General features: G+C 43.9%; 12 protein-coding genes. 7 read left to right on the forward strand and 5 right to left on the reverse strand.

Features of this window, described 5'->3' with window-relative positions; translation table 11 throughout:
* The 3 genes from Q7P68_RS08795 to lepB (Q7P68_RS08805) all read right to left on the reverse strand — a co-directional run.
* On the reverse strand, positions 1 to 501 hold a 501-nt coding region (locus Q7P68_RS08795), incomplete at its 3' end, for a radical SAM protein (RefSeq protein WP_304224854.1).
* 14 nt (positions 502 to 515) lie between these two features.
* On the reverse strand, positions 516 to 1,238 hold the full coding sequence (gene lepB / locus Q7P68_RS08800; protein WP_304224855.1) for a signal peptidase I: 723 nt from the start codon (positions 1,236 to 1,238) through the stop codon (positions 516 to 518).
* A gap of 9 nt (positions 1,239 to 1,247) precedes the next feature.
* A complete protein-coding gene (gene lepB, locus Q7P68_RS08805; protein ID WP_304224857.1) occupies positions 1,248 to 2,234 on the reverse strand; it encodes a signal peptidase I in 987 nt (328 codons plus the stop codon).
* 63 nt (positions 2,235 to 2,297) lie between these two features.
* Between lepB (Q7P68_RS08805) and Q7P68_RS08810 the strand changes: the two genes are divergently transcribed.
* The 3 genes from Q7P68_RS08810 to Q7P68_RS08820 are packed head-to-tail and all read left to right on the forward strand — an operon-like array spanning position 2,298 to position 5,121.
* Positions 2,298 to 3,773 carry an SUMF1/EgtB/PvdO family nonheme iron enzyme gene (locus tag Q7P68_RS08810; protein ID WP_304224859.1) on the forward strand — a complete coding sequence of 492 codons (1,476 nt, stop codon included), beginning with the start codon at positions 2,298 to 2,300 and terminating at the stop codon, positions 3,771 to 3,773.
* Positions 3,766 to 4,227 carry an SsrA-binding protein SmpB gene (smpB, locus tag Q7P68_RS08815; protein WP_304224861.1) on the forward strand — a complete coding sequence of 154 codons (462 nt, stop codon included), beginning with the start codon at positions 3,766 to 3,768 and terminating at the stop codon, positions 4,225 to 4,227. The genes Q7P68_RS08810 and smpB overlap by 8 nt, the downstream gene beginning before the upstream one ends.
* Positions 4,228 to 4,248: 21 nt before the next feature.
* Complete coding sequence (locus Q7P68_RS08820) at positions 4,249 to 5,121, forward strand: TP0183 family DNA metabolism protein (protein ID WP_304224863.1); 873 nt, start codon at positions 4,249 to 4,251, stop codon at positions 5,119 to 5,121.
* On the opposite strand, the gene Q7P68_RS08825 is transcribed toward Q7P68_RS08820, so the two are convergent.
* Entirely contained in the window at positions 5,118 to 5,570 is a 453-nt protein-coding gene (locus Q7P68_RS08825) for an FtsB family cell division protein (RefSeq protein ID WP_304224865.1), read from the reverse strand. The genes Q7P68_RS08820 and Q7P68_RS08825 overlap by 4 nt on opposite strands.
* Positions 5,571 to 5,874: 304 nt before the next feature.
* Here Q7P68_RS08825 and Q7P68_RS08830 point away from each other — a divergent pair, with 304 nt between their 5' ends.
* The 4 genes from Q7P68_RS08830 (at position 5,875) to Q7P68_RS08845 (ending at position 11,921) form a co-directional block, all read left to right on the forward strand.
* Complete coding sequence (locus Q7P68_RS08830; protein ID WP_304224867.1) at positions 5,875 to 7,989, forward strand: hypothetical protein; 2,115 nt, start codon at positions 5,875 to 5,877, stop codon at positions 7,987 to 7,989.
* Positions 7,989 to 8,771 (forward strand): hypothetical protein, encoded by a 783-nt coding sequence (locus tag Q7P68_RS08835; protein ID WP_304224868.1) that lies wholly within the window; start codon positions 7,989 to 7,991, stop codon positions 8,769 to 8,771. The genes Q7P68_RS08830 and Q7P68_RS08835 overlap by 1 nt, the downstream gene beginning before the upstream one ends.
* A gap of 350 nt (positions 8,772 to 9,121) precedes the next feature.
* The gene (locus tag Q7P68_RS08840) at positions 9,122 to 10,246 is read left to right on the forward strand and encodes a 6-hydroxymethylpterin diphosphokinase MptE-like protein (RefSeq protein ID WP_304224870.1); all 1,125 of its coding nucleotides are present in this window, start codon (positions 9,122 to 9,124) and stop codon (positions 10,244 to 10,246) included.
* Between the two features lie 10 nt (positions 10,247 to 10,256).
* Positions 10,257 to 11,921: a motility associated factor glycosyltransferase family protein gene (locus Q7P68_RS08845; protein WP_304224871.1), complete on the forward strand. Its 1,665-nt coding sequence runs from the start codon at positions 10,257 to 10,259 to the stop codon at positions 11,919 to 11,921.
* On the opposite strand, the gene amrB is transcribed toward Q7P68_RS08845, so the two are convergent.
* Positions 11,908 to 12,744 carry an AmmeMemoRadiSam system protein B gene (gene amrB, locus Q7P68_RS08850; RefSeq protein ID WP_304224872.1) on the reverse strand — a complete coding sequence of 279 codons (837 nt, stop codon included), beginning with the start codon at positions 12,742 to 12,744 and terminating at the stop codon, positions 11,908 to 11,910. The two genes, Q7P68_RS08845 and amrB, sit on opposite strands and share 14 nt — an antisense overlap.
* Positions 12,745 to 12,800: the final 56 nt, after the last annotated feature.

Consider the following 12,800-nt stretch of genomic DNA (forward strand, 5'->3'; position numbering starts at 1 on the left):
CTGGGTTTGAAAGGGAAGCCCCGCCATAAGGTCCGCTGAAAAGGATGCGGGGAAATAGCGGGCCGTTTGCGCCAGGGCTATGCGGCATTGGGCTGCTGAACCGTTTCGGTGAACCGCTTGCCGAGCATCTTTCTCTAAAGATTGAATGCCCAGACTGATCCTGTTCACCCCCCTGTCCTTGAGCATGGCAAGCAAAGCATCATCCAACGATTCAGGGTTTGCCTCTACCGTGACCTCCATAGGCCATGATGGAAAAAGGCGGTTACAATGGTCAAGAATCATTTTTAGCCTTCGCCAGCCCAGCACCGAGGGGGTTCCGCCTCCGATATAAAGGGTTGGAACTGAACTAATGTTGTAATGATTACATACCCTCTCTAGCTCGGTTTGCAGAACTGCGGCAAATTGATCAAGAGCTGTTGACGGGGCAAGTTCTGAATAAAAATCACAGTAATCGCAATGGGAGATACAGAAGGGAATATGGATGTAGAGGGAAGCAGTCATTTCAAAGGGCTTTCTTACAATTTACCGATCCTGGGAAAAGGCCAGTATCGGAAAATAGGTTTGCCGCGAAGGTCTGTTATCGGAACAGGACCCCAGGTGCGTGAATCGTTGCAGTCCCTGCGATCGTCAGAAAGCACAAAGCATTCGCCTTCATTGAGGTGCAGCGGCCCGAACTGCGCAGAGAAAGGAAGTTCTTCTCCTGCGGCAGCTGTATTTTCAGGCACAATAATATCATAGGCAACCCCGCTGAGTTCAAACTCAGTTAAGGTATAGTTCTGTTTTGCAGGTTTTATACGGACCACATTGTTGATGATGGAGACTTCATCCCCGGGAAGGGCGATAATACGCTTTACAAACAGGCGTTTGGGATCTTCAGATGGATTAATTTGTTGGGCAGTAAAAAAGTCAATTATATTATCCCAGAGGCGAATATACCAACTCTGCCGCTCTGTAGTAAAGGATTTTTCAAGCACCACAAGGCTTCCGCGTTTATAGGGGAACCATGAATTTTCTTCATCCTTAGGGAAGAGACGGGTAGACAATGCAAAGCCTATATCACCGACCGTAAGGGCTTTTTCCATAGAACGGGATTCTATGCGAAAAGAAAACACCAGGTAGCTGGAAATAAAAAGATACAAAAAAAAGACCCCAATAATCCACGAAAGGGCTAACAATATCCGATGACGTTGATGCCGCTGTGCGGTGTAAGAATACCGCTGCCATTTCTTATAAATCATAGTAGACCTTTATTTTATAAGCCCAAAACGGGAGAGGGGCCAGTATTTTATTGCACCCTGCCCCAAGACTCTGCTCAAACGGACTGGGCCGAAATACCGCCCATCCCGCGAATTATCCCGGTTATCGCCCATGGGGAAAATACGGCCCTCCGGAACGTACCATCCAAGCCGAAACCGGGTAGACAGCATCGTGTAGCGCCGGTCCTGGGGATTTGCAGCCTGTAAAACCGAAATACGAGATCGTTCATGTTCTAGATAATCTGGGTAACTCATATTTGCAGCATTTTTTATCTGGTCCTGTAAATACTGGGGAACAGCAAGGCCAAGATCAGAAAAGGCTGCCATTCGCCCCGCGGCCTGAAGCGCTGGATAGGTCGATACATCCATCAACCTGTTAATAGGGTGTTCTGCATTGTTTGACTTAAGATACTCTCGTTCGGAAACCACCCTGGTCTCGCCGGGAAAGAGGAAATACATTTCGCCCTGCTTCATGGTTAGGGTATCACCGCTCATGCCGACTGCCCGTTTAATAAGGAAATGGGCTTTCGGAGAACCATTTTCATCACGGTCAATATCGACCAGCGAAAGGGTAAGCATATACAGAACCCTTTGAAGCACGTCAAAGGCCGGACCCCGTGAAATATATGAAGGGTTTTCGAAAATAATGACCTGGTTCCGCTGGGGCTTAAAAGGGCTGGGAAGCTTACCAAAACCAGGCAGCAATTCGGGGCCATAGACCAATTTGTTTACAAAAATGCGATCCCCAATCAGCAGTGTGTCTATCATGGAACCGGATGGAATCTGGTACGCTTGAAACAGATATTGATTGATGAGCAGTACCATCCCGGCGGCCCATAAAAAAGCTTCGATCCAGTCGAGTATGGGGTTTTTAGCCTTTTGTTTTTCCTTTTTTATCCGTAATTTTGCCTTCCGGACCGTAAGGACCCTTTCGGTAAACCGCTGCACAGTGATAAAAAAATCCTTGCCCTGTTCCATAGACAAAACCTACCATGAAGGGCCATCGTTGACAAGGTCTATCTGCCAACTTATAATTCGCCCATGTTTGGATTTAACAGAAAAAAAATTGAAATTACCCCCGAAGATCAGGTTTCGTTAAAACCCGTGTTTGGCATACAACCTGGAATATATCTTACAGGCCTCTATTTGATAGTTCTATTGGGACTGCTTTTTATGCTGCTTGTCTATCCAGGGCTCACCAAACGGGGTTCCTATTACACGATTCGTACCGAACCGTCCGGAGCTGCAATCAGAATTGATGATGTATACCAGGGAACCAGTCCCTGCACTATATTTGTTCCCCAGGGAAAACGGACTATAACTGCCGTGCTTCCCGGTTTTACCTCCGCAGAGTCTAAGGTAAATTCAGGTAACCGCCTCTTTGCTTCCCTTCTTTTCCCGATACGGAAGCAATTATTTGTAGAACTAAAAACAAACGACCCTCTAGAAACCGTACTTGAAGGGGCAAAGGCTTTCAGTGCCTGGAGTTTTGCGGGAGAACCCAGCGCTACCTACCAGGTGCCCATGGTACTTTCCGAAGCCATGTACCGCGGAGCACACTTAGCCGCAACAAGCGGCAAAGCCGAAGCACTAAAGGGGATCCTTGCTGCCTCTAGCCGCTTTGCAAACACTTCTGTTGCCTTGCGGGATCTTTCCCGGGCCATCTTTCTTGCCGCAGCTTCTGGCCAAGCTCCTTCGGGACTTGCACTGCTTTCGGCCATTCAGGATAGCCTCAGCTACCTTAATGACAATCCAAGTTCTGCCCGCTGGCTGGGAACCGTACTGCCCTCTAACAGCGCCAAGGTACTTACCGATTCTGCGTGGTATAAGCAAGCCGCATCGGACCCACAAATCTCTCTTGGTGTGTTAAAAAAGGAATCGGTGCGTTTAGGGAAAAAAATCAGCATTGGTCCAGTGCAGTTCTGGGAAATTAAAGGGGAAAATCAGATCTATTATATGGCTGAACGGGAAATAAGCCAAAAAGACTGGGACGCCTTTGTGGCAGAAAACCCCAAATGGGCAAAAAGCAATAAAAACAGCCTTGAATCCCAAGGTCTTGTGGGACCCGACTACCTTGAAACGCCAGAAGACAGCGCCTTCCCCGCCGGGGCCGCCCCTGGTGTTTCCCGCTTTGCCGCCGAGGCTTTCTGCAAGTGGCTCGATACTAAGGTGACGCAGGGAAACCGCCAAGTAAACGGCTCAGTATTTCGGGTAAGGCTTCCCACCGAAGCCGAATGGTATATCGCCGCAACCCAGTTCGGAAACCAGGCGTTTGCTCATATAAACGGCGGCCTTTGGGAATGGTGTGCTGATCCCTTCGTCCCCTTTCCGGACCTAAAGGCTCCAGAACTCTACCAGAAAAGCCTTGGGTCCCCTGAATATGTTGTTAAAGGCGGTTCGTGGGCTAATAAAACCCAGAGCATACAGCCTGAAACAAGGGCATCCCTTCCTCCAGACTCATCTTCTCCCTTTGTAGGGTTCCGGCCAGTGTTCGCAATCGAGGTTCTGAATGAGTGAGGCTGTTAAAATCATCGCGGTGAACCGCAAGGCCCGCCATGACTACTCGGTTGATGAAACCTATGAATGCGGTATTGTCCTCATGGGAACTGAAATTAAATCTATCCGGGATGGAAAAATTTCATTTCCCGATGCCTGGGCAGAAGTTGAAAATGGTGAAATATGGCTCCGTTCTTTTCGCATTGCAGAAAACCCTTTTTCATCCGTATTCAATCACGATCCGGACAGGAAAAAAAAGCTTTTACTTCATAAAGATGAAATTAAAAGGATAGCCCGCAAGGTAGAAGAAAAAGGTTATACTCTCATTCCTCTCTCATTCTATTTTAAAAACGGGAAAGTCAAGGTAGAATTAGGCTTATGCAAGGGGAAAAAAGCCTTTGACAAACGGGCGGATATACGTGAACGGGATATACAACGGGAAGTATCCAGGGAGTTCAGAGAGAAATTGCATTAACGAGGAGGGGCTTATAGCACAATGACCAAACGGAATGCTGCCCTGTGGGTTTTGTTTTTCAATATAAGCCTTTCCATTTTTGCTCAAAAAACGCTACCAGTGCTGGCTATTTTGCCCTTTACGGCCCCTTCAGAGCTGGCTCATGAAGGACAGCAAATCGAAAAATTGGTTCAAAGCTATACCACCCAGCTTGGGCTTTTCCGTCTTGTTGCCCCGAGCGATCGGGACAAAATACTGTCTGAATGGGAATTTTCTTTAAATATATCGGCCTCACAGAAAATCGGAGATCTACTTTCTGCTGATTTCCTTCTGCAGGGGAATCTCGGCACCCTTGGAAGCAACTACCTTCTGACCTTGGAAGTTATAAAAGTTAAAACGGGAGAGAAAATCAGTTTTTCTTCGATAGAACCGGATATAGATTCACTCTCTGCTAATCTAAAATCTCTGCTATTAAAAACCTATATGCAGCAAGCGGATACAACAAAGGCGAACTCAGTATCTGTACAAAAAGCGATAACCAGGGAATCTGATATTATTGGCACATGGCAGGGAGATAAAGGTATAGAAATAGTACGACTATTTCCCGGTGGGTATGGACAGGCTATTTTTACTTCTGGAGCCAAAATGGAGCTTCGCTATAAAATTGAAAACGGAAGCTTGATCGTAGTTCAGACATCGCCTAACATAGACCGATATTACCACCCGCTCCCCTATAAAATAGCAAGTCAAATGGTTAAACAGGCCCAACCCATGCGTTGGATCTTTTCTGAATATAATAATACATCTCTTATCGGCAAGAAGATGAGCACCGGTGTCCGTTATGATGGAGAAAAAATAATAGAAATTATCCATGATACGGAGCGCACCGCGGAATGGGTGCGTACCGCCAATTAAAACCGCTTTTTTCCAGCCTTCTTAGATCCAGCGCCAAATAAAAGACAGAAAAAGAATGTAATGAGTCCGCTTGCAAAACCAATTATGCGCAGTTGCGACTCACCCAGGATAGCCTCAGGGTTTTCCGATCGAACCAGACCGCCGACAACTACACGGCTTTTAAATACCGAATCAGCTCCTGAAATTCGGATAAAATATTCCCCCGGTTTACCATACCCTAAATCCCGAGCCAACACCTCTAGGGTTTCCCGGTCATATAACAATGAATTGACCGAATAACTTAGATTTTGCCGAATTTGTTCAAGTTCTTCTAAATTCTTTTCTAATCTTGCTTTTTGCAATTCCAAGCGCTTCATAGAAGAAAGACCTGTCGGTCCGTATAAGTAAGAGAAAGTAGAATATACCGCGACAGCCACCCAGAGGGAAAGCATGATGTATCGAAGCTTCATTACTTGATTTACGGATTTATACACATAAGACTTTAGCAGTCTCCATTGACAAGTACAGATAGGTTAGATACGATTAATGAATAGAGATGTATTAATTTTTTCATGCTAGTGTCGATATTTAGAAGTAAAAGGGCCCCTCTGGCCATTGGGCGAGAGAAACCTTTGTATCCTAAGGCGGGAGAAGGTAATGGCAATCGATAAAGATCCATCTATTTTTACAGATCGTTCAACTATAGGCTCATCTGAAGAACTGGACGAATACGGAGTCTGGGTAAAAAGCGAACCAAAGGATGTATCTGACACTATGAAAACCGAAAAAACTACAGAAATCGATTCTTTGTTGGACGATTCCTTTGAACCTTCTCTTCCGGACATCGAAGATCTGCCCGATCTGGAGATGGATACTTTTTCAGATCTGGACTTGCCCGAAGCTAAAGATACGGAAAAAGTATCAGAGAGCACCGAGGCAAAGGCTGAAACCTTGCCTGATTTCGGAGATCTGTCTGAACCGGAGGATTTTTCTGTTGAAGAATTGCCAAAGGCATCAGAATCTAATAGTCAATTTGAAGAATTAAGTTCCTTTGAAGACTTGGACTTTGCAAGTTTCGAAGAAGGTTCGTCTAAAGCAGAAGAAAAACAAGAAAGTTCTAAAAATATTGAATATAAAAAAGAAGAAAAAAAATCCTCGTCATCCGATGAATTTACTGAACTTTCAATGGATGATTTTCTCGACTCCGAAAGCTTTGAAACAGAAACTGTCTCTGAACAAAATGAAAGCGAAGAAGAACCGCTTGACATTGATCTCGAATTTAATGAGTCCGTAGACCTTAATATGATGAGCGCTGAACATGCTACGGATATTGGGACAGTCAGCGAAGCAAAGGATACAGATTTAAACCTTGAAACCGTTTCTGATTTTGATGATTTCTTAAGCGATTTGGGCGAAGAAAGCGAAGAGAGCGAAAAATCACAAGAAGTTCAGAGTCAAGAAGTGCTTTCGGAATCTGAACAAGAAGAAAAACCGAGTGATTTTAATGACATAGAGGCGGTTCATAAGGAACTTGAAGAAACCGCTGCGAGTATAGCGGAAAGACCGCAACATGAAAGGATTGTAGCAGCAGAGCCTAAACAGGGAACTACGGTTGATCTATCTACTCAGCTGCTCATGAAGATAGCCGATGAGCTTTCATCAATTAAAAAAGAACTCTTTACTTTGAAAGAAGAATTAGCTGTTTACAAGGGTAATGTTCCTCAAGCTGCTCCTGCCGAAGCAGAACAGGAAGAAAAAAGCAGCGGCTTTTTTGATGATGAAGAGGATGAAAAAATTGCCCTCACCGGTGATGAACTAGATAATATCCTTAATACTGCCGAGTTTACCGAAGAAGCCGGAGCTGTTATTACCGATGTGGAAGATACAGATTTAATTGATTCATCCGAAATTGAGCCAAAGGTAGAGGCTGAAACAGTTGAAAGTTTGGAATTACCCAAAACTCCAGAAACTGTTAATGAAACCCTTTCTGAATCCTTCCAATTGGATGACTCGGCGTTTCTCAGTGATAAGGAAGATCTAATTTCTGAAGACCTTTCCGATATTTCTGCAAGCATTTCCGAAAGTGCCCCTGTATCTGAAGTCGAAAAAACAGAACAGATAGAAGAAGAAATTGTTGAATTGCCAATGGATGAAAATCTAGCAACTCTCCAAGAAGAAGGGGTGAGACCAATAACCGAAGCGCCTGAAGATATCAGCTATCTCGAAGAGGAGCTAGAGTCAACCTCATTCGAAGATTCTTCTCAGCTTGATTTATCTGAGGCTGTTATAGAAGAACCCGATTTGAGCGGTATTGTTTTGGAAGAGCACCCCCTGGAAGAACCTTCTATTGAAGATATCCATATCGATCTTGATACTGAAGAAGTACTGCATGTGGAGGATCAGGGTTCTGATCTCACTGAAATCGAAGTCCCAGAAGAGGATAATATCGAACTCTTGGATCTTGAGACTCCAAGCATAGAAGAAGAGCCGCTTCCTGCAGAACCTACAATAGAAGAAACGCTGCCTCGCTTTGAAGATCTTGAAGAAATCTCTACCCCAGTACAGGAAGAAAGTTTCGAAGAAGTCATTCCTGAGGGTTTTGTAGTAGAAAGCGAAGAAGCTGAGCCAATTGAATTGTCACAGGCTCCCGCAGAAGAAGAGGTACTTGAAGAAATAGAAGAAGTAGCTCCGGCGGTTCAACAAGATAGCGCTCCCACTTCTACTGCAAAACCAGCTGTTTCACCGGATTTAACACAGGAAATAAGGGCAGTCCTTTCATATATGGATCAACTCCTTGAATCACTGCCTGAAGAAAAAATAGAAGAATTCGCAAAATCCGAGTATTTTGAGACCTATAAAAAGCTTTTTGAAGAATTAGGTTTGGCATAATGGGATTATTGCAACGGGCCGCAGGCGCTTCTGCCGTTTATAAACCGGATCCAATGGCAGAAGCGCTGGTGGAAAGAATTATACGCTTAGCTCCAGCTAACAACAGAATTTACACCGTATTATCTCTTTTAAAAACCTATACACCGTTTCAAGGTGCCATTGTGCTTGAACAAAGGGATAATATATGTACTGCCAAGGAAATTCTTGGGCTTGATATTCCCTCTTTTTCTGTACCGATGCCCGAGATTACTTCTCTTCTTCCTTCACAAGAAGGTGCTTGGTTTTCAGCGGATTTTATAAAAAATAAGGATATTTTTTCTCATACCTATATAAAATCCGCCCGGGCTTATTTATTGCATAGATCCTCCGAGAGGTCTCTCAGTATAGTATTTCTTGAAGATCCAGAAGAAAAAATTGCTTACGCTGACCTGTCATGGATACTGGAGCATATTCGCTCTCTTTTTTTAACCGATATAAAAAGCGAAGACAAGCGATGGAATCCTTCTGAATGGATACACACGGTATTTTCAGAACTACTCCAGCCGGGGGCCACCTTATCCTTTGGCATATTCGAAAAACCTCAGAATCTAGAAGCCCTCGAAAAAGCTCTTGGTAAAAAAGCCCGTCTTCATATGCTCGACGATCAAAGACTGCTCGTCGTTACAGAAAGCGCTATAGATCCGCAGCTATTATTTCATCGTATTCAAAACAGCTTTAATATCAAACTACTAGACTCCTTCGAAACTGCCGATAGCCTTGTGGCACTTGAACGTATTGCATGAACTTAAGTTTGGTACCAAGCCGCTCTGGCCCTCCAACGTTAATTTCAGAAAATAAATATATACATTCTCCCTATGATCCGCTGCATGAAGCGCAGCGGTTTGTAAGAGCACTTGAAATTCCTGAAAATACTGATTTCATTATTCTGTTAGAACCTGGGCTTGGTTATATTATTCCTTTTCTTCGTGAAACATATCCATATATAAAATTACTTGTCATACATATTTCTGATTTTTTTGTTTCATGCCCTCATACACATGACCGAGAAGGAACAGGGGTCTGGAATCCCTCATGCTATCTTGATGTAATTTCCTTTCTTGAAAAAGAAATACCTGAAGGATCTCAGACATATTTGTGTATATGGAAGCCCTCTGAAGCAGCTTTTGGATCCGCATATCAGGTATTGCTCAGGAAAATAAAACAATTTCTTGATCGAGAAACAGCAAACAATAGGACCACAAAGGCCTTTGGTAAAACCTGGCTCAAAAACAGCTTTAGGAATTTAACATACTTAAAAAATCCAATCTTTTTTGAACCTGGTTCAATACCTTGTATCGTAGCTGGCGCAGGGCCAAGCTTGGAGGAGGCTATACCGCTCATTGTCAAAGCGCTGCAGCAAGGCCCCCTTTTGATAGTAGCAGCCGCATCTGCAGTGCCAGCATTGCTTGAACATCGTATTGTACCCACTTTATCGGTTGCTACCGATGGGGGGACCTGGGCTGCCTTTCACTTGTTTGATCAATTACGCAGGGTCCGTCAAATTTCAACGCAACAGTCCAATTCCCTGCCCTTTTCTTTGGCGGTCATGTTGTACGCAAAAACCTGCTCCCAGGCAGCCCAGGTCCCCCAGATCATCATTAGCGACGGAAGCCAATGGCAACAGAGATTTCTGGCTCTGCTCGGAATACCTTTTTTGCAATTGCCGCAACGAGGTACCGTGTCTGCAACGCTTATCGATCTAGCTCTTTTTCTTACAACCGGAAAAATCTATATCACTGGTATGGATATGGGCATCCGGGATATTCAAACACATGCACGGCCCTATGGTCTTGATTTTTATCTCGAGGAAAGGGTCAACCACCTATCTCCACTCTATAGTATTAAATTCACAAGATTGCACAATGGTGCAAATACTCAAGCCTTGGATGTGTATGCCCACTGGTTCGATTGGTATTTTGCAAATAACCGGGATCGGATCTCCGTTCTCGGATCAAAACATCCCCGTTTCTCGATGCTGCCTGCTTCTGAGAACATTTATTGGGATGTATCTACTGAACCGGCATTCTATGGAATGTCAAGTAAAATACCAATAGAGCAGTATAGTCCCACATCCTTAGTATCCTTGTTCTGTTCAAACATTTTACATTCCGAAGATAATGAACAAATGCGACAGGAATTAAGCTATCTCATTACAGGAAGAAGAATACATTTATCTGTTCCAGAAATTGAAAAAGAATTGACAGAACTATTTACTTGAGGAGATCCTTATGAACAGGGCTGAACTCTTTGATCGGAATCTTTTGGCACTGCATCTGAAAGCCCCAGATTTATGTGCCAGGCTCAGCAATGCGGAGACAACATTAGGCTTTTATAATCTAGTTAATTCAAAAAGTAATCTTCCTGTACCTTTTATTAAAAGAGAGCGACCCCTTCACTCGTTGTTTGATCCCTCTAAAGAGGCCGAACGGCTCATTGCTACGGTACAAAATTCTGGCTTTCTTATTTTATTTGGTCTTGGCGGAGGCTACCATGCACAGGCAGCGCTTCAACGCAAAGATATTCAGTCTATTGTTATTATAGATTTTAATCTTAACGCCTGTGCAGAGCTCTTATCGCTCATCGATTATGTTTCTATTCTCAGTGATCCTCGTGTTACCCTCATTGTGGATCCAAACCCTGAGATGCTTTTTAATTACATAGTTTCCGTATATAAACCTGCACTGCACGGAGGAATACAGGTTATTCCCCTCCGATCCCGGGTAGATGCGGATCCAGAACCTTTTAGAGAAGCCTATGAAACGCTGCAAGACTGTATACATACGATTTCCGAAGATTATTCGGTACAGGCATATTTTGGCAGGCCCTGGTTTTCGAATACGGTAAGAAATATTTTTATTGCCGAAAAACATTCAAAAGCTATTTCCATGGGACGGGATGTTTCAGTTACCGCGGCGGGGCCTTCCCTTGAAATACAACTTCCTCACCTCTTGCAGAATCGCAAAAAGACATATATTCTTGCAACCGACACATCCTTGCCAGCCCTTTTAGAACATGGGATTGAACCGGATGCGGTGATATCTATTGATTGCCAGCATATCAGTTATTATCATTTTCTTTCTGGAATTCCTAAACATATTCCCCTCTTTCTTGACCTTTCAAGTCCTCCCGTGGTAGCCAGCGTTTCAGAAAATACCTGCTTTTTTTCTGGCGGGCATCCGTTTACTCGATATATTTCTGAATATTGGAGACCCTTTCCGCTGGTGGACACCTCGGGCGGTAATGTTACCTATGCCGCGGTAGCCCTGGCTAACCAGCTCGGTGCCAGCACTATAACACTGTACGGCGCAGATTTTTCCTATCCAGAAGGTGAATCCTATGTACGGGGCACATATATTCATAAACTCTTTGCTAACAAGCAGGATCGTCTGCATCCGGCTGAGTCATCATTCAGTGCCTTCTTATTTAGAAACATACTTCTTACCAAAGTTGATTCAGAAACATCATGGAGATATGAAACAAAACCGCTTATAAGCTATCGCAAAAAACTGGAAACCCTTGCAAACCACCTTGAAGCACAGCTTGTCATTATGGAAGGTAAGGGTGCGCCCATATCTGTTCCTCAGAAATTACATAGATCCAAAAGGGGGCTTATCAAAAGTGTGTTTACAGCAGGGGCAAGCCATACAACAGGCAGTGAGTTTTTGCATTCCTATGCCAAGATAGTAGAAAAAATGCCTGACCTTCTTGTACCGCTCCCACAGTATATGATGCAGCTTTCTGAAACAGAACGGGATGTTTTTACCACCCTACTCCCCCTTGCAGCCTTTCTCAGAAGAAAAAATCCGGATATCCCGCTTCATATGCTTTTTGCCAAAGTGAAGGATATGACGCTCCAGCAGCTTTCTCCGTTTTTATCTTTTAGTGCCAAATAATAGACGCATAACCAACAAAGGAATCAGAAGCATACACATCCCTGCTTGTTCCATAAGCCAGCAGTTCTGGCTTGAGGGTTTTATTCAGTTCACCAAACCCCATAATTCCGAGGACTGCCCCGACAGAACAGGCTGCTAAATCATTTGTAGCTTTCTGCAATACAGTTTCCCTGTCCATCGCTAAAATGGCTTTGATGAAGGATGCATCGTTTTCCTTAGTAACCCATTGGTAAGCAGTTTCACCGTCTCCCATGGGGGTAAAATCATAATTCGGCCCATAATGGGTGAGATCTGTGGAACCCACAACCCTAATATCTTTGTGGTGAGCGGCAGCTATGGCTGCAATAGTTTTTCCCAGTTCATAGGAAATCATATTAGCGGGCATACGCATCCATAGTAACTGAGATTCGGGAAACAAGTAGTGCAAAAAGGGTAATTGCACCTCTACGGTATTATCCTGAAACACATCGGCTTTACATTGAATTTTTTCTAAAAGAATATTCCTAAAACTTACATCGATGGGAAAAATTCCAAAAGGTGTTTCTGCACCGTCTTCCATAAGCATAAGCGGTTGCTGAGACGGGCCAAGATGTCCACCTAAAACAACAATAGTTTCTGGATCTTTTTTAAGGCTTAAAAGTGCGGATAGTGCTATAGAACCAGAAAAAGTCCACCCTGCGTGAGGTACAATACAAGCGATTGCATCTTGTTCATTGAATTTTTGAGATGAATAGCTAGCCCGTACACGAGAAATAAAGGTTTCTATAGATGCAGGCGTTTGCGGATACCAACCGGACGGAAGTACTGGTTTTCGTACCCTCATTGGATTCTCCTTTGCTCTATACTATTATTGTAGCATGAAATAACAAAAACGTATAT

It is taken from the genome of Gracilinema caldarium, from assembly GCF_029265695.1.
Classification (GTDB): domain Bacteria; phylum Spirochaetota; class Spirochaetia; order Treponematales; family Breznakiellaceae; genus Gracilinema; species Gracilinema caldarium_A.

Coding starts and splice junctions, on each gene's coding strand:
- Q7P68_RS08845 (WP_304224871.1), top strand. CDS start 10,257: ATGAACAGGGCTGAACTCTTTGATCGGAATCTTTTGGCACTGCATCTG.
- smpB (WP_304224861.1), top strand. CDS start 3,766: ATGAGTGAGGCTGTTAAAATCATCGCGGTGAACCGCAAGGCCCGCCAT.
- lepB (WP_304224855.1), bottom strand. CDS start 1,238: ATGATTTATAAGAAATGGCAGCGGTATTCTTACACCGCACAGCGGCAT.
- Q7P68_RS08835 (WP_304224868.1), top strand. CDS start 7,989: ATGGGATTATTGCAACGGGCCGCAGGCGCTTCTGCCGTTTATAAACCG.
- lepB (WP_304224857.1), bottom strand. CDS start 2,234: ATGGAACAGGGCAAGGATTTTTTTATCACTGTGCAGCGGTTTACCGAA.
- Q7P68_RS08825 (WP_304224865.1), bottom strand. CDS start 5,570: ATGAAGCTTCGATACATCATGCTTTCCCTCTGGGTGGCTGTCGCGGTA.
- Q7P68_RS08810 (WP_304224859.1), top strand. CDS start 2,298: ATGTTTGGATTTAACAGAAAAAAAATTGAAATTACCCCCGAAGATCAG.
- Q7P68_RS08820 (WP_304224863.1), top strand. CDS start 4,249: ATGACCAAACGGAATGCTGCCCTGTGGGTTTTGTTTTTCAATATAAGC.
- amrB (WP_304224872.1), bottom strand. CDS start 12,744: ATGAGGGTACGAAAACCAGTACTTCCGTCCGGTTGGTATCCGCAAACG.
- Q7P68_RS08830 (WP_304224867.1), top strand. CDS start 5,875: ATGAAAACCGAAAAAACTACAGAAATCGATTCTTTGTTGGACGATTCC.